Source organism: Salinispora goodfellowii, from assembly GCF_059570675.1.
In genome coordinates this window covers 1-18,774 of sequence record NZ_JCANTD010000025.1, presented here as the reverse complement: position 1 = coordinate 18,774, position 18,774 = coordinate 1, and the positions used below count along the sequence as shown (strand labels likewise).

The window sequence follows — 18,774 nt, the reverse complement described above, 5'->3', positions numbered from 1 at the left end:
TCAACCTGGGGGGGCCAATGCAGCGCAACGTTGGGCTTTTTGTGGCCATTTCCGGGCTGTCGGGCCTTGTCGGTGGGGTCCTGTCTCTGGTGCCCGGAATCTGGATCCTCGACCTCACCGATTCCAGTAGTCTCGCCGCACTCGCGCAACTCTGCCTGTACGCCCCGGTGCTGGCTGGCCCCTGGCTGGGAGGCGTGCTGGACCGAACGCCAAAGCGGCCGCTGCTCATCGGAGTGAATCTCTCCTTGGTCGTGGCGCTTTCGTGCCTGTTCGCCGTGGCGGGGCCGCGTCACACCTGGCTCATCTTCGCCGTTCTGGTCGCGTTCGGGGTCAGCCGCACCTTGGTTGATGCGGGCGAGACAGCACTCCTGCCAGCTGCCCTCCCCGCCGGGCAGCTCGGGAGCGTCAACGGCTGGCGGTCCAGCGCAAAGGAAGGCATGAAGCTCGTGGCTCCGTTGACCGGCATCGGTCTCTACGCATGGCAGGGCGGCGCCGCGGTTGGCGCGCTCGCGGTCGTACCAGCTTTGGTTGCCGGCCTGTATGCCGGCCTGCGGCTGACTCCGGTGCCACTCGAAAGACCACTCGATCGGCGGCGGGCCCCGCGCGCCGGGCTTGCCGTCCTACTCGGGCGAACCGCGATTCGGGTCCCGGTCTTCCTCGCCTCCGTCTCAATCGCGATGTCGGGCTTCACGACGGCCGGCTACTACGCCATGGTCACCACCGAGCTGAATCTGCCGTCGACGTTTCTGGGGGTTTTCGCCAGTGTTCAAGGGCTGGGCGCCATCCTTGGTGGACTGGTCGTGGGTCGATTTATCACCCGGCGGGGGACAACCGCCGTCGGTATCGCCGGTACGGCCGTGTTCGCCGCTGGCTGCCTCTGCCGTTGTCTGCCGTGGTCGCCGGCTGCGTTCGGGGCCTCCATAGCGGTGGGAGTCGGCTTACCCTGGACGCTGGTCGCAGCGGTGACCGCGACGCAACGGCACACTCCGGCGGGGCTGCTCGGGCGAGTTTCCGGGCTGGTCAACCTGGTGATGTTCGGGCCTGTCGCGGTCGCGATCCCGCTCGGCGCCGGGGCTGTTCACCTTGGCAGCGCAGTTCCACTCTCCGCCGCGGCAGGGATCTGTCTCGCCGCCGCCATCGCGCTCCACCGCCCCCGCTCGCGGCAGGTGCGCCGGGCAGGTCCGGGCGAGCCGACGCCCAACGGCGCTTCGGTCACCAGAGCCGCCAGGACGCAGGCAAGCAGTCGGAACGGGTTGTCCGGTTCCGCGACAGACCTGGAACAGTCGGCACCGGCGGCGACATTCGGGCAATAGGATCGCCGGTATGCACGGTGCTGCGGGCCACCGGAGGCCGGGTGGGGAGCCGTGAGCTACGCCGATGTCAACGGGCTTCGAATGTGGTACGAGTGGCACGGCACCGGACGGCCGCTGGTGTTGCTGCACGGCGGCTTCGGGTCGACCGAAGTGTTCGCCCCGCTCCTGCCAGCCCTGACGGAGCGGCGCAGCGTCCTCGCGGTGGATCTTCAGGGGCATGGCCGCACCGCCGACGTGGATCGTCCGCTCCGGTACGAGTCACTGGCCGACGATGTGGCCGCGTTGACCACGAAGCTCGGTTTGGCTGAGGTTGACGTGCTCGGCTACTCGCTGGGCGGCGGGGTGGGGTTGCGTACCGCGATCCAGCATCCGGACCGGGTCGGCCGGCTGGTGGTGGTCTCCGCGCCCTGCCGCCAGCAGGGCTGGTATCGGGCGACCCGCGCCGAGATGGCCCAGCAGGACGAGGCGGTTGGGGAGCGGATGCGGGGCACTCCAGCGCACCAGCGCTACCTCCGGATCGCACCCCGGCCAGCCCAGTGGCCCCAGCTGTGGGCGAAGTCGGGCGAGCTGCTGGGGCGCGAGTACGACTGGTCGCCGGAGGTGGCCGCCCTCGTCCTGCCCACGCTGCTGGTCTTCGCCGACGCGGACTCGGTGACCACCGCGCACATGGTGGAGTTCTTCGGGCTGCTCGGCGGTGGGCACCGGGACGCCGGCTGGGACGGCACCGGTCGGTCGGCCGCCCGGTTGGCGGTGCTGCCCGGACTCACCCACTACGACATCCTCTCGTCCCCGGCTCTGCCGGCGGCGGTGCTGCCCTTCCTCGCCCACCCCGCCGGTCCCCCGGGCTGACGCCGGCCCCGGCCCGGCGACGGTTCCCCGCCGGCCGCTTCGGCCCTCACCGCCGTCGGGCTCCACCCGTCGCCCGGGGCAGGACTGTTATTCGGCGTACCGGGAATTCGCGTGGACGCACCCGGGGGAGGAGCGACGGATGACAGCTGGCACCGGCCTGACCATCGGTGTGCTCGGCTCGTACGGCGGTCGTAACCTCGGTGACGAGGCGATCCTCACCGGCCTCCTGGCCGACCTGCGGGAGCAGGAGCCGAACGCCCGGATCATCGTCTTCTCCCGCAACCCCGATCACACCCGGGCGGCGCACCCGGAGGTGGAGGCGGTGCCGTGGGAGGGGGTGAGCCGCACCGACTCGTCCCCGCTGCTGGCTCAGCTCGATCTGCTCATCCTGGGGGGCGGCGGCATCCTCTACGACCAGGAGGCCCGCCGCTACCTGCGGGTTGTCCGGGTCGCCCAGGAGCGCGGCCTGCCGCTGCTCACCTACGCGGTGGGGGTCGGCCCCCTCAGCGAGATGGTGGATACCGGGATGGTCCGCGAGACGCTGGCTGGGGCGACCCAGGTCACGGTACGGGACCAGGAGTCTCGGATGCTCCTGGAGGAGGCGGGGCTGCTCAACCCGATCACGGTCACCGCGGATCCGGCGTTTCTCCTGGAGCCTGAGGACTTCCCCGTGCACCTGCTTCGGGAGGAGGGAGTGCCGGCGGGGCGGCATCTGGTCGGGATGAGTGTGCGGGAACCGGGGCGGGCCGCCGAACGGCTCGATGTGGACGGCTACCACCGGCTCCTGGCCCAGATCGGTGACTTCTTGGTGCACCGAATCGATGCTGATGTCCTTTTCGTCCCGATGGAGCGGGACGACATCCGGCACTCCCACGGCGTGCTGTCACACATGGTCGCCGCCGAACGCGGGCGCATCCTGCACGGCAGCTACTCACCCCAGCAGGTGCTCGGCCTGATGCGCCACTTCGACCTGGCGGTCGGCATGCGGCTGCACTTTCTGATCTTCGCCGCGATGGTGAACACCCCGTTTCTCCCCCTGCCGTACGCCGGCAAGGTCTTCGACCTGGCCCAGCGCCTCGGCGTCCCCGCCCTGCGCGGGGTGGAGCGGGAGGTTGAGGGCCCGCTGCTGGCCGAGGTTGACCGGCTGTGGGACGAGCGGGAACAGCGCGCCGAGGCCACCGCCCGGAGGGTCGCCGCGGTGTGCGAGGAGGCCCGGGGCACCTCGAAGGTGACCCGCGTGGTGTTGGAGAGTCTCCGGACCCAGTCGATGGTCTCCGTGGACGGGTGAGCCAGAGCCGGTCAGACCGCCGGACCCCGCCAGCAGTAGCGCCACCTCCGGGCGTCTCCCCCCACCGTCTCCAGCTCGTAGATCTCGGCGTCGGCGAGTCCGCCGTCGCCGAGGTGGTGGTGGGTCAGCGGTGGGCGACCGTTCGGGTCCAGTTCGACGGTGACGGTCTGCCCGTCGGACGAACCACCGGCCAGCGGAATCTCCACGGTTGGCGCCATGCGCCCATCCTGCCCCGACCGGTGCGCCGGCGGAGCGGAAGCGGCGGCCCCGGAAAACAGGTACGGGTCCGGAGCGGGTCTGCTACAGCGGTGCCGAGCCGCGCTGCCGCCCCGCCTATCCTGGGCCGGGGGTGCCAACGAGGGGAGATCGCGTGCTGGTAGTCCACGGGTCGTGGCGGCTCGACAGCGGGCTCGCCGTCTGGGCCGAGGACAGCACACCGCCAGCCCGGGCACCTCGGCGGGCCGGGCGGGCGCCCCGCGAGCGACCACACCCGTTCGCCGCCGGGCACCCCGTGCTCGCCGCAACCCTGGCTGAGGTCGCCGAGCCGACCATGCCCGGCACGGCGTTGCTCACCCTGCCCACCCGAGCTGGTTCGCCGCTGGACTCGCCGGAGCTGGTCCGCTCCGCGCCGGTCGATCCGCTCCGGGGACCGGTCACGCTGGCCGGGTGGCGGGTGCCGGCCCTGGTGTACGCCCCGGACACCGCCCTGTCGCTGCTCGCGCGGATCACCGCGGCCGGTGCGCTACCGGACGCCGTACCCGGCGCCACCCTGCGTCACCTCGCGGAGCTGGCGGCCTTCGCGGTGGACCTCGCCGCCCGCGGTCGGGTCCTGCCCGGCATCCGGCCGGAGCCCGGCGACGACCCGCGACCGGTTGCGCGAACCCGGCGCCGTACGGGCGCCACCCGCGCCAGTCGAGCCGCCCCGGCCCGGATGACGTCGACGTCGGAGGAACACGCCAGCGCCATCGCGCGGGCGGTGTGGCGGCCGCTGCTCACCGGCGCGGACGCCGGCTGGGCTCGTGCCCTCGCCCTCGCCCTGCCGCCCGCGGCCCGCGCCGCCGTCGAGGTCGATCTGGATCCGCTCGCCGTGACCGCACCGGAGATGCCGGTAACCGGCGGAGCCGAAGCGCCCGCCAAGGGTGGTGGTGCGCCGGCGCGGGCCCGGGGTGCGAGGCGACCAACGGCGGCGGTCGGGGAACCCGGGGAACTGGTGGCCGAGGCGCTCGACGCGCTCACCGACGCGGCCGTGCGGGCCGCCCTCGCGGAGACCGCCCTTGCCCGGGGAACTCGGCCGCGGGGTGCGGTCACGGCGTGGCTGGCGGCGCTCACCGGCCCGCGTCGTGACTTTGTCGCCGACGCGGTGGAGCTTGACACCCTGCGCGGTGAGCTGGACGCCTGGCAGCGCGATGCGGTGGGAGGGTCGGTCCGGGCCAGCTTTCGGCTGGTGGAGCCACCGACGGACGGGTTCGTCGAGGCGGCGGCCGGCGGGCCGGTCGCGGCCGAGGGGCCGTGGCGGGTCGAGTTCGGCCTGCAGCCCGCTGACCAGCCCGGCCTGCACGTTGACGCCGTACGGATCTGGCACGAGCCGGTGAACCTGCCCGGTCCAGCCGCTCCGCAGGAAGCCCTGCTGGCCGAGTTGGGGCGGGCCAGCCGGCTCTGGCCGGAGCTGAACTCGGCCCTGCGCACCGCCACCCCGGAGGCGCTGGAGCTGGACACAGCGGGCGCGCACCACTTTCTCCGCGACGGCGCGCCGGTGCTGCACGCGGCCGGGTTCGCGGTGCTGTTGCCCTCGTGGTGGCGGCGTCCCTCATCCCGGCTCGGCGCTCGCCTACAGGCCCAGAGTCGCACCGCTCCGGGCACCGTGGCCGGGGCCGGCGGTGGGGTGGGGCTGGATGCCCTGGTTGACTACCGCTGGGAGGTGTCCCTCGGTGACCAGCCGCTGACCGCCGAGGAGTTGGAGTCGCTGGCCGAGCTGAAATCCCCGTTGGTCCAGCTGCATGGGCGCTGGGTGGAGCTGGACCCGAAGCGTCTCGCCGCCGGCCTGCGGCTGCTCCGCTCCACCGGCGAGCTGACCGTCGGTGACCTGCTGCGGCAGGGCCTCGCCGACCCCGCCGCCGACGCGCTGCCGGTGCTCGAGGTGGCGGCCGACGGTGCGTTGGGGGAGCTGCTCGCCGGAGCCGTGGAGCGGCAGCTCACCCCGGTGGACCCGGCCCCGTCGTTCCGCGGGGTGCTCCGCCCCTACCAGCGGCGGGGGCTGGCCTGGCTGGTCTTCCTCCAGTCCCTCGGCTTGGGCGGGGTGCTCGCCGACGACATGGGTCTCGGTAAGACGGTGCAGCTACTCGCGTTGCTCGCCGGCGATCCCCCGGGCGTGGGCCCGACCCTGTTGGTCGCTCCGATGTCGCTGGTCGGTAACTGGCAGCGGGAGGCGGCGACCTTCACCCCAGGCGTACGGGTCTATGTGCACCACGGCGCCGAGCGGGCCCGGGGGGCGGCGTTCACCGCGGCGGTGGCGGGCGCGGACCTGGTCCTCACCACGTACACGGTGGCTGCCCGCGACGCGGGGGAGTTGGCGGGGGTCGACTGGCATCGGGTGGTGGTGGACGAGGCGCAGGCCATCAAGAACGCCTCCACCCGGCAAGCCGAGGCGGTTCGCGTGTTGCCCGCCCGGCATCGGATCGCGGTCACCGGCACCCCGGTGGAGAATCGGCTCGCTGACCTCTGGTCGATCATGCAGTTCGCCAATCCCGGACTGCTCGGCCCGGCCGCCGAGTTCAAGAAGCGGTACGCCGAACCGATCGAGCGGCACGGCGACACGGAGGCGGCCGAGCGGCTACGCCGGATCACCGGCCCGTTCGTGCTGCGTCGGCTCAAGACCGACTCCTCGATCATCTCCGACCTGCCGGAGAAGCTGGAGATGGAGGTGGTGTGCAGTCTGACCGCGGAGCAGGCGGCCCTCTACCGCGCGGTGGTGGACGACATGCTGGCCCAGATCGAGTCCAGCGAGGGGATCGCGCGGCGAGGGCTGGTGCTGGCCGCCATGACCCGGCTCAAGCAGGTCTGTAACCATCCGGCGCACCTGCTGCGGGACAACTCGGCGCTGGCCGGCCGCTCCGGCAAGCTGGCCCGGCTGGAGGAGATCCTCGACGAGGTGCTCGCCGCGGGGGAGAAAGCCCTGCTCTTCACCCAGTACGCCGAGTTCGGCGGCATGCTGCGCAGCCACCTGTCGGCGCGGTTCGGACAGGAGACGTTGTTCCTGCACGGCGGCGTCGGTAAGGCCGACCGGGACGCGATGGTGACCCGGTTCCAGTCCCCGGATGGCCCCGCGCTCTTCGTACTCTCGCTCAAGGCCGGTGGTACCGGTCTCACCCTGACCGCGGCCAACCACGTCGTGCACGTTGACCGTTGGTGGAATCCGGCGGTGGAGGACCAGGCCACGGACCGGGCGTTCCGCATCGGGCAGCGGCGGCGCGTTCAGGTCCGTAAGTTCGTCTGCGCCGGCACCGTGGAGGAGAAGGTCGCCGCCCTCATCGCCGACAAGCGCCGGCTCGCCTCGACCGTGGTGGGCGCCGGTGAGCAGTGGGTGACCGAGCTGTCCACGGCGCAGTTGCGGGAGCTGTTCCAGTTGGAGGCCGGGGCGGTGGCCGAATGAGCCCGCGGGCCGCCGGCAACGACAAGCCGGGCCGCCGAGCCGACCGGTTCGCCGACTACGGTCCACCGCGTCGGGTCGCCGGTGGGTTGCGAGCGCGCAGTACCCGTGGCGCGATCGGCACCTCCTGGTGGTCCCGCCGGTTCCTGGAGGTGCTGGAGTCCTTCGCGCTGGGCACCCGCCTCACCCGTGGTCGGTCGTACGCCCGGGCGGGGCAGGTGCTGCGGCTGGAGGTGACGCCGGGCGAGGTGACGGCCGCGGTGCAGGGCTCGCGGTCCCGGCCGTACGAGGTGCGGATCACGCTGGCACCCTTCCCGGCGACGCTCTGGTCCCGGGTGGAGGAGGAGCTGGCCGCGCAGGCGTTCTTCAGCGCGCGGCTACTCGCCGGTGATCTTCCCGCTGAGCTGGAGGAGCTGTTTGCCGCCGCGGGTGCGCCGCTGTTCCCCGCCGGTCTGGCCGAGCTGGGCCAGTGGTGCAGCTGCCCCGACGGCGCGGTGCCGTGCAAGCATCTCGCCGCGACCTTCTACCTTCTCGCCGAGGCGTTCGACGCCGACCCGTTCGCGCTGCTGCACTGGCGCGGCTGTGGTCGAACCGAGTTGCTGGACCGGCTGCGGGTGCGCCGGGGTGGTGGTGCCGCCGCCGTACCCGAACAGTCTGATTCGGACGAGGCGGCTGCGGTGCCGGTGACCGGCGCGGTGTCCTCGGCGCCGGTGCCGGTGCCGGTGCCGGTGACGGGTGCGGCGCGGTCGGTGGCGGGTTTGCCGGCGGCGTCGCTGGCCGACGCGGTCGATCGGTTCTGGTCCGCGCCGGTTCCGCTGCCCGACCGGCCGCCGACTTTGGCGGCGGGAACCGAGCTGCTGTTGCGGCAGCTTGGTGCGCCCGCCCCGGCCATCGGTGGCCCCGGGCTGGTGGAGCGGCTACGCCGGGCCTATCGGCGGCTCGGCGAGCAGGGCAGCGGCTGACCGTGCGTGGCGGAAGACCGGGTGATTCATAGCCAGCGGCGCCGGAAGCGCCACATGACCACGGCGTTGGCTACCAGGACCACCGCGCAGACCGCACCAGCCGTCGGGCCGGCAAGCACAGTTGTCGCGGGGAGCGCCGCCCAGAGCACGATGGTCAACAGCATCAACCACCGGCCCCGGTGACCTTTAGCGCGATGGTCCAGCCGGGCGAAGAATGCCGGGTCGCTCTCCCGGAGGTTGCGGGTGATCTGCTCGAACCTGCGCTGATCCTCTTTGCTGAGCATGTGCCATCCCCTCACGTGTTCAGCGGCTCGCCGGGCATACCCGCTGCGGTAGCGGCTCACGCTCCTGCTGCTGACACTTTCCGACGTACGGGCGGCATGCCCTGGGCTGGCGGCTCGGGCGCGGCTCGGTGCCGGCGGCCAGGTAGCTGGGGCTTTTGTCCTGCTCGGTAGCCTTGGCGTGGCTCAGTGCCCTTAGTGATGGCGTAGAACCCCAAGGTTGGTATATCCCTTGCCGGTCAGTATCCCTGCCGAGGAAGCGGCAGGTGGCCGGGGACCAGCTGCTCCACTGCCAGTGGTACCCCGCTCGCCCGCAACTCCGCGATCAGGCTGTTCTGCACCAGGTACGAGTCGGGGAGCTGCCAGCGGGCCTGCTCCGGGGCGACCACCCAGCGCACTGCTCCCTCGGGTAGCCGGGTCGGCGGGGCGGGAATCCACGAACCCGGGCCGTGCCGTACCACGTGGAAGCAGTGTTCAAGTTCGGGTCGAAGTGGGTCGCCGGGTCGGACCAGGAACATCCACCGCCCGGTGGGGGTGGACAGCACCGGCCCGCGTATCCCCGGTCCGGCCGGATGGTTCTGGACCGCGAGGAGTACGTCTCGTCCGACGTGGGCTGGCACCTCCAGGACGTCGAAGGCCCGGCCGGTGGGTAGGAGCACGCCGTGCGGCCGGGTGCGCCACCACGTCGCGATCCGGGCCGGGTCGGCGCTGGCGGAGTGTTCCCAATCCACCAGTGCGGGATGGCAGCCGACGGTGGGACAGCCCGCCCGCCCGCAGACGAAGCGGCTGCGGGCCAGGCACGCGCCGGGAGTCACCTCCCAGCCGTGCAGCGCGTAGCGTACGGCGACGCGGCGTAGCCGTACCCGCTCCAGGGGTGACAGCTGAGCGACCCGCGGTCCGATATTCCCCCACATATGTGCCATCTCCCCTCGCCGGATCTGGTTGTGCCGGTGGTGTCTGTCGAGCACCGTCACTGCCTTGACCCGCGATCGTTGAGTTGACGAACGGCCGGTGCAACTTGCATGAATGCTAGGAGCGTCGGCTGATCAGCTGACGTACATACTGTGCGATCAAGAAAAATCTGAACAAAGCGCTGTGCCCGCGACAAACCAGGCTTATCGGCTGGAATGGACGCGTAGGAAAGGATGGGACATGGACGAGCTACCCATCGGGCGTCGGGTGGCCTACTGGCGGGGGCGACGCAAGATGTCCCAGCAGGTCTTCGCCGACCGGCTGGGTAAGTCGAAGAGCTGGGTGGACAAGGTCGAGCGCGGGGTACGTCGGCTGGACAAATTCTCCGTCATCTACGAGATCGCCGACACTCTCCGGGTTGACGTGCAGCTACTGCTCGGCAAGGACCCGGAACGGCGTTCTGACGCGCTGAACTGCATCGACCAGACCGAGGTGCAGGAGATTCGGGCAGCGCTGGAGCGGTACGACGCGATGAGCGCCTACTTCGACGCGGCGCCGTACCCGCCGCCCCTGCCCGACATGCGCAAGGCCGTCACCCACGCCTGGCTGACCTATCAGTACGGTCGATACGGGATGCTGACCCGCTCGCTTCCCAAGCTGCTGCGGGATGCCCAGGCGGCCGACGCCGGCTTCGCCGGCGACGACAACCGCGAGGCGGCGCACCTGCTCGGGCAGGTCTACCAGATCGCCTCGTCGGTCCTGCGCAAGCTGGGGGAGTGCGATCTGGCGTGGCTCGCCGCCGATCGGGCGATGGCGGTCGCCCAGCGGGCCGACGATCCGCTGCTGGCCGGCATCGCCACAGCCCGGGTCGGTAACGCCCTGGTGGCGATGGGGCGCCCCTTCCCGGCTCTGGAGGTGAATGTCGCGATCGCGAACCGGTTGGCCCCGGGCGGTAACAACGACGCTACCCCGGACCGACTGTCGGTCTACGGCATGCTGCTGCTCCAGGGGGCGATGGCCGCCTCCCGGATCGGTGACACCGCCACAGTGGATGACCTGCTGGGTGGCGCCGACGAGGCGGCCACCGCGCTCGGCGGCGACCAGAACCACTACTGGACCTCTTTCGGGCCCACCAACGTGAAGCTGCACCGCGCCGCGGCCGCCGTAGAGCTCGGCGACGGCGGCCGAGCGGTCGAGGTCCACCAGCGGATCGGGCCGGAGTTCAACGCCCTGCTACCCGAGCGCCGCGCCCACCACCTGCTCGACATCGCCCGGGGCTACGCACAGGTTGGTGATGTGGTGAACGCCGGCGAGATGCTGCTGCAGGGTGACCGGCTCGCTCCGTCCGAGATCCGTTGTCGACCGATTGCCCACGAGGTGATGTCCGACATCCTGCGTCGCACCCGGGGAACCCCGTCCGCCTCGATCGCGGAGTTGGCTGAACACATGGGAGTCGGAATATGAGTCTGGATGCCTCGCCGGCCACGTCGCAGTCGGCAAGCGCCGAGCACCGGGTGCTCTACGTACTCGCCTGCGGTTCGCCACTCGCCCGCCGCGTCGGCCGGCTCGTCGAACTGGCCCAGCAGGCCGGGTGGGAGGTCTGTGTCGTCACCACCCCCGACGGCGCCAAGTTCGTTGACCGGCCAGCGCTGATCCGACAGACCGGCTACCCGGTCCGTAGCCACTACAAGAACCCGGGCGATCCGGATGTCCTGCCGCCGGCGGACGCGATGATCGTCTGCCCGGCCACGGTGAACACGATCACCAAATGGGCGGCGGGGATAGCCGACACCCTCCCCCTCGGCCTGCTCGTGGAGGCGCAGGGACGCGGGGTGCCGTTGGTTGCGGTCCCGTTCACCAACGCGGCGATGGCCGCCCACCCAGCGTTCCAGGTGGCCCTTGGCCGGCTCTCCGAATGGGGCGTCACCGTGCTCTTCGGCGATCACGTCATTCCCCTGCATCCGCCCGGGTCCGGTGAGCGCCACCTACCCGCCTTCCCCTGGGAGGCGGTGGTGGCCGCATTGCCGGAACCAACCGTGGCGACCAGGGTCGCCTGACCGCCCGCCCCGGGTGGCGACGCATCCCGTCCCCGCGCTCGTAGGTAAGCTGGCCCGCCGTGAGGACACCCGAATTCCCGCCGACCGTCGCCGACATGGTGACCGAGTTGGAGCGGCGCTACCCACCGGCGTGGGCACAGGAGTGGGACCGCGTCGGTCTGGTCCTCGGCGACCCGAACGCGCCGGTCCGCCGGGTGCTCTGCGTGGTGGACGTGGTGCCGGAGACGGTCACCGAGGCGATCGACGCCCGGGCCGACCTGATCGTGGCGCATCATCCGCTGCTCCTGCGGGGGGTGTCGTCGGTCGCCCCGACCACCTATAAGGGGCGGATCGTCCACCAGCTGATCAAAGCCGATGTCGCGCTGTACGTGGCGCACACCAACGCGGACGTCGCCGAACCGGGCGTTTCCGACGCACTGGCCGCCCGACTCGGGCTGACCGGGCTCCGGCCGCTGGCGCCCCCCGCCGTCGGCGCACCCGCACACGGTGCCGGCCGGGGGATCGGCCGCATCGGCGAGCTACCCGAGCCGATGACCCTCGCCGAGCTGACCCGGCACGCCGCCGCGGTGCTACCGGCCACCGCCTGGGGCGTACGCGCCGCCGGTGACCCGCACCGCACGGTGCGTACGCTCGCCGTCAGCGGCGGATCGGGCGACAGCTTCCTCACCGCCGCGACAAGCGCCGGGGTGGACGCGTACCTCACCGCTGACCTGCGGCACCACCCCACCAGCGAGCACCTGGCCACCGGCGGTCCAGCGCTGCTCGACGCCGCGCACTGGGCGACCGAACGCCCGTGGCTGGACGACCTGGCCGCCGTCCTGCGGGAGGCGACGGGCGTCGATACGCTCGTGTCCGACCTGGAGACTGACCCGTGGACCGTACACGCCGCCCCGCCCGCGGCGGACAACAAGGAGCCCCACTGTGAAGGCTGAACCGTTAGTCCAGCGCCGCCTGCTCGACCTGGCCGGGATCGACACCACCCTCGCCCAACTCGCGCACCGTCGCCGGACGCTGCCCGAGCGGGCCGAACTGGACGCCCTCGCCCGGGAACTGTCCGCGCTGGAGGACGAGCGCGCCCGCGCCCAGGTGGCCATCGATGACCTGGACCGGGACATCGACCGGCTGGAACAGGACGTTGACCAGGTGCGAGCCCGTAAGCGCAAGGACGAGGACCGCCTCGCCGCCGGCGTCGGACCGGCCCGGGAGTTGGAGGCGCTCCAGCACGAGTTGGCCTCCCTCAACCGCCGTCAGGGTGACCTCGAAGACGCCGAACTGGAGCTGATGGAGCAGCGGGAGACCGCGCAGGGCGTTCTGACCGGGATCGAGAAGCGGATCACCGAGGCCCGGGAGAAGCGGGATGCCGTCGAGCAGCGCCGCGATGACAGCCTGCGCGAGATCACCAAGGAGGAGGAGTTCAAGCGCGGCGCCCGCCAGCCCCTCGCCGCCGACCTTCCCGGTGAACTGGTCGCGCTCTACGATCGGATTCGGGCGGAGAGTGGGCTCGGCGCGGCCCTGCTCACCGGCGGTCGGTGCGGCGGGTGCCGGCTGGAGCTCTCCGGCGCGGACCGGGCCCGGATCCGCGCCGCGGATCCGGACGACGTGGTGCGTTGCGAGGAGTGCCGCCGGATCATGATCCGTACCAACGAGTCCGGGCTGTAGTCGTGGCGCCGCGGGTGGTCGTCATCGAGGCCGACGGTGGATCTCGGGGTAATCCCGGTCCGGCCGGATACGGCGCGGTGCTCCGCGACCCCGACACCGGTGAGGTGCTCGCCGAACGCTCCGCCGCGATCGGCACCGCCACCAACAACGTCGCCGAGTACCGGGGCCTGATCGCCGGCTTGGAGGCCGCCGCCGAGCTGGGGGCCGCCGAGGTGGAAGCCCGGTTGGACTCCAAGCTCGTGGTCGAGCAGATGTGCGGCCGGTGGCAGATCAAAAACCCCGGCCTGCGTCCGCTCGCCGCGCAGGCGGCCGGGTTGGTCGGCCGATTCGCCGCCGTCCGGTTCACCTGGATTCCGCGAAACCGCAACCAGCACGCCGACGCCCTGGCCAACGCCGCCATGGACGCCGCCGCCGGAGCACCAGCCCGGCCAGCGAAGCGAGCAGTCGAGGAACCCCGACCGGTGGCCGCCGCCGACTCGCCCGCCCGCGCGGCGGCCCGCGAGGCCGCGGCCCGCGCCGCCACTGCCCGTACCAGCGGGACCGACCCGGCCACCGCCCCCGCCTCCTGGGAGCCGCGCCCCAGCTTCACCGCGACCCGGCTGGTTCTGATCCGGCACGGGGCGACCGACTACACCGAACAGCGCCGCTACTCCGGCCGGGTGGACGTACCCCTCTCCGACCACGGTCGGGCCCAGGCCGAAGCCACCGCCAACCGGGTGGCCGCGCTGGCCCCGTCGGCCGCGGCCGTGGTCAGCTCCCCACTGAGCCGGTGCCGGGACACCGCCGGGGCCATCGCCGCGGCGCTCGGGGGAAAGCCGGTCCGCGACAACAACGACCTCGTCGAGTGTGACTTCGGGGTCTGGGACGGCCACACCTTCGCGGAGGTGCGGGAGCGCTGGGCCAGCGAGATGGACGCCTGGCTCGCCGCCACGACGGTCGCCCCGCCCGGCGGAGAGTCATTCGCCGACGTCGCCACGCGCAGCCGCCGGGCGGTTGATGAGCTGCAGAAGGCGTACCCGGGGGAGACCGTCGTGGTGGTCTCGCACGTCTCACCGATCAAACTGATCCTGCGGGACGCCCTCGGGGCCGGAGACACGCTGCTGAATCGGCTGTTCCTCGATGCGGCCGGCATCTCCGTGGTGGACCTGTGGCCCGATGGCGGAGTGGCCGTCCGCTCCGTCAACGACACCGCCCACCTCCCGGCCAGCTGATCAACCCCGGCTTGCTGGCCTACTCCGCCGCTGGTCCATTCAGCTTCTGGTCCGCCAGAGCAGGTACAGGCCGATCACTGTCCCGAAGGTCACAATCACCGTTCTGAGCACCATCGGTGGCAACCGGGGGAGCAGTCGCGCGCCCGCGTACCCACCGACCAGCGTCGCCGGTGCCACCACGGCGACCGCCGCCCAGTTCACCGGCCCGAACAGCGCGAACACCACCAGCGTGGTGAGCCCGACCGTCGCCGAGAGCAGATTCTTGACGGCGCTGACCCGGACCAGCGACGCGTCCAGCACCAGCGCCAGGCCCGCCACCAACATCACCCCCAGCGCCGCGCCGAAGTAGCCGCCGTACACCGCGGCGAGCGCGACCATGACCTGGACCCAGACGGTACGGTGGCGCGTCGACCGGTCGCGGGGGTGCCCGACGAACCGGCGCAGCGGCCCCTGGAACGCCAGCACCGCCGTCGCCCCGAGCACCAGAAACGGTACGACCAGCTCGAACGCCCGGGCCGGCGTGGCCAACAGAAGCACGGTGCCGGCGACCGTACCGAGGACGGTGGCGGGCAGTAGAGCCACCAACTCCCGACCACGCGGTAGCTCCGCGCGACTGCCCGCGACGCTCGCCGCGTACCCGGGGAAGGCCGACACCGAGTTACTCACGTTCGCCGATACCGGTGGCAACCCGGCGGCGATCATCGCCGGGAAGGTGATCAGTGAACCCCCACCGGCCACCGCGTTGAGCGTGCCGGCGGCGAGGCCGGCGGGGACGAGCAGCGCGGCGTCGGCGATGTGCATGCTCAGGCAGGCTAGTACGCCCCGGGGACCCGCCCACCCGCGGCACCCGGTGCAGGGCGTAGGTGTGTGCTGCTGTGGTCCGTTGGGGCGGAAATGGGCACGGCGACCGCGTCGTTAGGATGAGTGCGCGACGGACGAGTCGACCGGGCGGTCGCGTCGGCGGGCTCCGGCCCGCCGTCGAGGAACGTCCGGACTCCACAGGGCAGGGTGGTTGCTAACGGCAACCCGGGGTGACCCGCGGGACAGTGCCACAGAAAACAGACCGCCGTTCCCTAACGGGGACGGTAAGGGTGAAACGGTGGGGTAAGAGCCCACCAGCACCCCGGGTGACCGGGGTGGCTCGGTAAACCCCACCCGGAGCAAGGCCAAGAAGGGGCCGTCATCCGCAGAGACGACGACCCGCGCAGGCGATCGAGGGCTGCCCGCCCGATGTCTGCGGGTAGGCCGCTGGAGCCTGTCGGTGACGGCAGGCCGAGATGGATGACCGCCGCCGGCGCGTGCCCTCGGGTCCGCGTCGCGCACAGAATCCGGCGTACAGGTCGACTCGTCCGTCGCCCACCAGCTCAGAGCCATGATCAAGGATCTGAGCTGGTCGTATATCTGGGCGTCAATGGTCATCCTCGGTCAAGATTGGCCAGCATTTGACGGCCTGACGACGGCCTGACGGCCTGGAGACGGCCTGATCTTGGAGGCAGCGAGGCTCGCCTGTGATTGCGTATGTCGATCTGTGGTGCCGACCATTCGGATGTCGCTGGCGTCGTAGGTCTCCACTCCGCCGCGAGGTATGCGAGGCGGTTAGGGGAAGACCATCTCCCCAGTTTCTCCCAGGGCTAGGCATGTGCTGTCGATCTTGAATCGACTGGTCAGGTGACGTCGCCCCGAGGGATCATGAGGCGTGACCGATGCTGATGCGGTGCTGGGGATCGCGGATTTGCGCCGAGCGTGCTCGATGCTGTTGGACGTGGCGGAGAGCCGGTTCGGTCCTCAGATCCAGCCGTCACAGCTCGGCGTTGACTACTACTGGAACGTCGATCTTCGTGCGGCATTCGCGATGGTCCCGCGGCCGGAGCTGGAGATCGACTGTGGGCAGAGCAGCGACGATCTCGCGGAGCTGTCCAGCCTCCTCCAGCGAGATCCGGAGGACGTCGTATCGCTGTGGCACGACATCCCGCACGTGAGCGGGCTCTTGCGGCTGCTGGCGTACCTCGACCTGCCTGACTCTGGCGAGGTTCGCGGTAACTAGCTGTTGTTGCCGATTACCGGAGCCAGATGATGGCAGCGATGAGGATCAGACTGGACCGGTAGAGCGATGCGCGTTTGGCGTAGCGGGTAGCCAGGTCGCGCCATTGTTTGAACCGGTTGAAGCACCGTTCCACGACGTTGCGTTTCTTGTAGATCACCTTGTCGAAGGCTGGTGGTCGCCCGCCGGCGCTGCCTCTGGCCGCTCGGCGGGCGACTTGGTCGGTGCGCTCCGGGATGGCATGCCGGATCCCGCGTCGCCGCAACGCCCGACGAGTTGAGTCATGCGCGTAGCCCTTATCCGCGATCAATACCTCGGGGCGTTTGCGAGGGCGCCCAGGGCCCGGCTCGTTGACTCGGATCGCATCCAGCAACGCCAGCAGCTGCGGGTTGTCGCCGGCCTGACCTGGAGTGAGCAGGATCGACAGCGGCCGTCCGCGTCCGTCAACGGCGAGGTGGATCTTCGTGCTCAGCCCGCCCCGGGACCGGCCGATGCCCTCACCATCTTGCGCACCAGGCGTCGCCGGACTTGTCGGAGAGCCCCCCTTTTGCGGGCGCCAGCGGCATGCTGGTGCGCCCGCACGACCGACGAGTCGATGCTGATCGTCCACTGCACCGGTGTGCCGTCGTCATGCACCTGCGCCGCCGCGAGGATCCGATCCCACGTGCCGTCGGCGGTCCACCGTCGCAGGCGTTCGTGGCAGGTCTTCCACGGCCCGAAGCGTTCCGGCAGATCACGCCACGGAGCACCCGTACGCAGCTTCCACAGAATCCCGTTGATGACCTGACGGTGATCCCGCCACCGCCCCCGCGCACCACCCGGCTCGGGCAGCAACGGCGCGATCACCGCCCACGCCTCATCGGTCAGCTCACCACGACGTACCACCGGCACATCGTCAACGACCAACCCCTACAAGATCGGCAGGACACGCCCTAGGCATGTGCTGCCGTGTCGCCCGGTACGCGCTGGGCTACTGCTCGTCGGTTCGCTGGGTCGGCCGCTTCTCGGCGATCCACGCCACTACCGCATCCCGCTCCCAGATCCGCCCGGTCGCCAAGGTGTCCAGCGGTGCCGGGAATCCGGGGCGCGCCACGATCTCCGATGCACGCTGCCGGCTGACACCGCCCAACAGTTGTTGGATCTCCGACATGCCCGCGAGCCGCATAAATCCGACCGTACGGACTTGCCGAGTAGCAACCCTGTCAAGTTGACGGGCTTGACACCTGTAAGGTGGAGGCTAGTCGCTGTGCCGGTGGTGGAGGACCCGAACCCGCCGCCGGCACGGCGAACGCCCAGCCCGGTCGGTAACTCCGGACCCTGCCGGGCAGGGCATCCATCAAGAAGAGGAGCCCGTATGCCTGCCGAGGAGTACGCCCGCACACGGCCGCAACCACGTCCACCGGAGCCTGGCCACGAAGTGTGGATCACCCGTAACGCCTCGGTGCAGTTCGCGCGACAGCCAAGCTTCGTGTTCCGGGTGATCTCGGTGTGCTCACAGCCCACGTACCTGGGTTGGGTGTGGCTGACCGGCTACCAGCTCGACGGCCAGGGCCATGCTGTCGCCCGCCGGGAGATCTACGTCCGGCTCGCCGGCCTACGCCGTGTTCCTTGCTCTGACGCGCGGCTGAGGTCGTAGTCGGCCGCGTGTCACGAGCCGGGCACCCGACGGACGCCGCCACAGTGGCGCAGTTGACCTCAACGCACCCCAACGGCGGGCCCGGCTCCTGGAGGGTTTACCTGGTGCACGACGGCCACCGCCTCCCTCCCAGATGCCAGGGTTTGACCCAACCCGGACCGCAGTCCAACCGGGCGCAGGGAGTCGTCCGCCCGTGCACGACGAACACCGCCCCCCTACCAGGTTTCTTGCCCGTGGCTCGCTGGCACGGCATCTCCAGGGCTGTACTGCGACGATGCCCGCCCCGGCATCACAGCGCGGTGTTCCGGCCGGTTGCCCCGAGCCTGCCGCCAGCGGTCGGCGTGCCGAGCTGGATGTGTGCATCTGTCCGGTCTCGGGACCTGCGTGACACATCGGTATCAGGACCTGCGTGACACTCCGCCAAGTGTTGGTGGAGATGAGCGTGATGGAACAGCGGTATCGGGCCGTCCAGGACGTGCTCGCCGGTTCGACGGTCACAGATGTCGCCGAACGGTTCGGCGTCTCCCGACAGGCGGTGCATCGCTGGCTGGCCTGGTATGCCGACGAGGGGCTGGAAGGGCTGGCCGATCGGTCCAGCCGGCCACATTCCTCGCCCAGTCAGATTCCGTCAGAGGTGGAGGCGCTGATCTGTGAGCTGCGCCGGAACCATCCTCGCTGGGGTGCCCGTCGTCTCGTCTTCGAGCTAGGCCGCCGGGACTGTCCTGGGCCGGTTCCGTCGCGGATCACGGTGCATCGGGTACTGATCCGACACGGGCTGGTCACCCCGACACCTCGCCGCCGTCGTCGTGAGGACTACAAGCGGTGGGAACGCAGTCGACCGATGGAGCTGTGGCAGCTGGACATCGTCGGTGGTATCCGCCTCGCTGACGGTGGTGAGGCAAAGGTCGTCACCGGCGTT

Annotated in this window: 19 protein-coding genes and 1 other RNA gene; 14 read left to right on the top strand and 6 right to left on the bottom strand. The window is 70.9% G+C overall.

Annotated elements, in window-relative coordinates; genetic code table 11:
• The first annotated feature begins 17 nt into the window (after positions 1-17).
• The 3 genes from T398_RS20135 to T398_RS20125 all read left to right on the top strand — a co-directional run bounded on the left by T398_RS20135 (position 18) and on the right by T398_RS20125 (position 3,450).
• Positions 18-1,313: an MFS transporter gene (locus tag T398_RS20135; protein ID WP_496449055.1), complete on the top strand. Its 1,296-nt coding sequence runs from the start codon at positions 18-20 to the stop codon at positions 1,311-1,313.
• Between the two features lie 51 nt (positions 1,314-1,364).
• Positions 1,365-2,162, top strand: coding sequence for an alpha/beta fold hydrolase (locus T398_RS20130; RefSeq protein ID WP_496449053.1), 798 nt, complete (start codon positions 1,365-1,367; stop codon positions 2,160-2,162).
• Positions 2,163-2,301: 139 nt separating this feature from the next.
• Positions 2,302-3,450, top strand: coding sequence for a polysaccharide pyruvyl transferase family protein (locus T398_RS20125; RefSeq protein ID WP_496449052.1), 1,149 nt, complete (start codon positions 2,302-2,304; stop codon positions 3,448-3,450).
• Between the two features lie 11 nt (positions 3,451-3,461).
• On the opposite strand, the gene T398_RS20120 is transcribed toward T398_RS20125, so the two are convergent.
• Positions 3,462-3,668: a DUF8847 domain-containing protein gene (locus tag T398_RS20120; RefSeq protein ID WP_018216512.1), complete on the bottom strand. Its 207-nt coding sequence runs from the start codon at positions 3,666-3,668 to the stop codon at positions 3,462-3,464.
• 152 nt (positions 3,669-3,820) lie between these two features.
• Here T398_RS20120 and T398_RS20115 point away from each other — a divergent pair, with 152 nt between their 5' ends.
• On the top strand, positions 3,821-7,099 hold the full coding sequence (locus T398_RS20115) for an SNF2-related protein (protein WP_496449050.1): 3,279 nt from the start codon (positions 3,821-3,823) through the stop codon (positions 7,097-7,099).
• Positions 7,096-8,058, top strand: a complete 963-nt coding sequence (locus T398_RS20110) for an SWIM zinc finger family protein (protein WP_496449049.1) — start codon at positions 7,096-7,098, stop codon at positions 8,056-8,058. The genes T398_RS20115 and T398_RS20110 overlap by 4 nt, the downstream gene beginning before the upstream one ends.
• 26 nt (positions 8,059-8,084) lie before the next feature.
• Here T398_RS20110 and T398_RS20105 read toward each other — a convergent pair whose 3' ends face one another.
• A complete protein-coding gene (locus tag T398_RS20105; protein WP_018216509.1) occupies positions 8,085-8,342 on the bottom strand; it encodes a DUF3040 domain-containing protein in 258 nt (85 codons plus the stop codon).
• A 236-nt stretch (positions 8,343-8,578) separates the two neighbouring features.
• The gene (locus T398_RS20100) at positions 8,579-9,262 is read right to left on the bottom strand and encodes a bifunctional DNA primase/polymerase (RefSeq protein WP_496449134.1); all 684 of its coding nucleotides are present in this window, start codon (positions 9,260-9,262) and stop codon (positions 8,579-8,581) included.
• A 229-nt stretch (positions 9,263-9,491) separates the two neighbouring features.
• Between T398_RS20100 and T398_RS20095 the strand changes: the two genes are divergently transcribed.
• The 5 genes from T398_RS20095 (at position 9,492) to T398_RS20075 (ending at position 14,178) form a co-directional block, all read left to right on the top strand.
• Positions 9,492-10,715, top strand: coding sequence for a helix-turn-helix domain-containing protein (locus T398_RS20095; protein ID WP_496449047.1), 1,224 nt, complete (start codon positions 9,492-9,494; stop codon positions 10,713-10,715).
• Positions 10,712-11,308 carry a flavoprotein gene (locus T398_RS20090; RefSeq protein ID WP_496449045.1) on the top strand — a complete coding sequence of 199 codons (597 nt, stop codon included), beginning with the start codon at positions 10,712-10,714 and terminating at the stop codon, positions 11,306-11,308. Before T398_RS20095 ends, T398_RS20090 begins: the two co-directional genes overlap by 4 nt.
• 95 nt (positions 11,309-11,403) lie before the next feature.
• Positions 11,404-12,240 (top strand): Nif3-like dinuclear metal center hexameric protein, encoded by an 837-nt coding sequence (locus T398_RS20085; protein WP_496449132.1) that lies wholly within the window; start codon positions 11,404-11,406, stop codon positions 12,238-12,240.
• Positions 12,230-12,967, top strand: a complete 738-nt coding sequence (locus T398_RS20080; RefSeq protein WP_496449043.1) for a zinc ribbon domain-containing protein — start codon at positions 12,230-12,232, stop codon at positions 12,965-12,967. Before T398_RS20085 ends, T398_RS20080 begins: the two co-directional genes overlap by 11 nt.
• A 2-nt stretch (positions 12,968-12,969) precedes the next feature.
• Positions 12,970-14,178: a bifunctional RNase H/acid phosphatase gene (locus tag T398_RS20075; protein WP_496449041.1), complete on the top strand. Its 1,209-nt coding sequence runs from the start codon at positions 12,970-12,972 to the stop codon at positions 14,176-14,178.
• Positions 14,179-14,217: 39 nt separating this feature from the next.
• On the opposite strand, the gene T398_RS20070 is transcribed toward T398_RS20075, so the two are convergent.
• Positions 14,218-14,979, bottom strand: coding sequence for a sulfite exporter TauE/SafE family protein (locus T398_RS20070; protein ID WP_496449039.1), 762 nt, complete (start codon positions 14,977-14,979; stop codon positions 14,218-14,220).
• A gap of 135 nt (positions 14,980-15,114) precedes the next feature.
• Here T398_RS20070 and rnpB point away from each other — a divergent pair.
• Both rnpB and T398_RS20060 read left to right on the top strand, forming a co-directional pair.
• Positions 15,115-15,530: RNase P RNA component class A (gene rnpB, locus T398_RS20065), an RNA gene on the top strand.
• 344 nt (positions 15,531-15,874) lie between these two features.
• Entirely contained in the window at positions 15,875-16,222 is a 348-nt protein-coding gene (locus T398_RS20060; RefSeq protein ID WP_496449037.1) for a hypothetical protein, read from the top strand.
• 13 nt (positions 16,223-16,235) lie between these two features.
• Here T398_RS20060 and T398_RS20055 read toward each other — a convergent pair.
• Together T398_RS20055 and T398_RS20050 are read right to left on the bottom strand one after the other, a co-directional pair.
• Positions 16,236-17,104, bottom strand: a protein-coding gene (locus T398_RS20055) for an IS5 family transposase (RefSeq protein WP_496449035.1) whose coding sequence is annotated in 2 segments (ribosomal slippage) — positions 16,236-16,768 and positions 16,768-17,104 — 870 coding nt in all. Because the reading frame shifts where the segments join, the coding sequence is not laid out codon by codon here.
• 85 nt (positions 17,105-17,189) lie between these two features.
• Positions 17,190-17,384, bottom strand: coding sequence for a hypothetical protein (locus tag T398_RS20050; RefSeq protein ID WP_018223125.1), 195 nt, complete (start codon positions 17,382-17,384; stop codon positions 17,190-17,192).
• 189 nt (positions 17,385-17,573) lie between these two features.
• Between T398_RS20050 and T398_RS20045 the strand changes: the two genes are divergently transcribed.
• Both T398_RS20045 and T398_RS20040 read left to right on the top strand, forming a co-directional pair.
• Positions 17,574-17,855, top strand: coding sequence for a hypothetical protein (locus tag T398_RS20045; protein WP_496449034.1), 282 nt, complete (start codon positions 17,574-17,576; stop codon positions 17,853-17,855).
• Positions 17,856-18,291: 436 nt separating this feature from the next.
• A partial coding sequence (locus T398_RS20040) for a helix-turn-helix domain-containing protein (protein WP_496449130.1) occupies positions 18,292-18,774 on the top strand: 483 nt, incomplete at its 3' end.

Coding starts and splice junctions, on each gene's coding strand:
- T398_RS20070 (WP_496449039.1), bottom strand. CDS start 14,979: ATGCACATCGCCGACGCCGCGCTGCTCGTCCCCGCCGGCCTCGCCGCC.
- T398_RS20110 (WP_496449049.1), top strand. CDS start 7,096: ATGAGCCCGCGGGCCGCCGGCAACGACAAGCCGGGCCGCCGAGCCGAC.
- T398_RS20085 (WP_496449132.1), top strand. CDS start 11,404: ATGGTGACCGAGTTGGAGCGGCGCTACCCACCGGCGTGGGCACAGGAG.
- T398_RS20045 (WP_496449034.1), top strand. CDS start 17,574: ATGCCTGCCGAGGAGTACGCCCGCACACGGCCGCAACCACGTCCACCG.
- T398_RS20095 (WP_496449047.1), top strand. CDS start 9,492: ATGGACGAGCTACCCATCGGGCGTCGGGTGGCCTACTGGCGGGGGCGA.
- T398_RS20050 (WP_018223125.1), bottom strand. CDS start 17,384: ATGCGGCTCGCGGGCATGTCGGAGATCCAACAACTGTTGGGCGGTGTC.
- T398_RS20105 (WP_018216509.1), bottom strand. CDS start 8,342: ATGCTCAGCAAAGAGGATCAGCGCAGGTTCGAGCAGATCACCCGCAAC.
- T398_RS20090 (WP_496449045.1), top strand. CDS start 10,712: ATGAGTCTGGATGCCTCGCCGGCCACGTCGCAGTCGGCAAGCGCCGAG.
- T398_RS20100 (WP_496449134.1), bottom strand. CDS start 9,262: ATGGCACATATGTGGGGGAATATCGGACCGCGGGTCGCTCAGCTGTCA.
- T398_RS20135 (WP_496449055.1), top strand. CDS start 18: ATGCAGCGCAACGTTGGGCTTTTTGTGGCCATTTCCGGGCTGTCGGGC.
- T398_RS20125 (WP_496449052.1), top strand. CDS start 2,302: ATGACAGCTGGCACCGGCCTGACCATCGGTGTGCTCGGCTCGTACGGC.
- T398_RS20120 (WP_018216512.1), bottom strand. CDS start 3,668: ATGGCGCCAACCGTGGAGATTCCGCTGGCCGGTGGTTCGTCCGACGGG.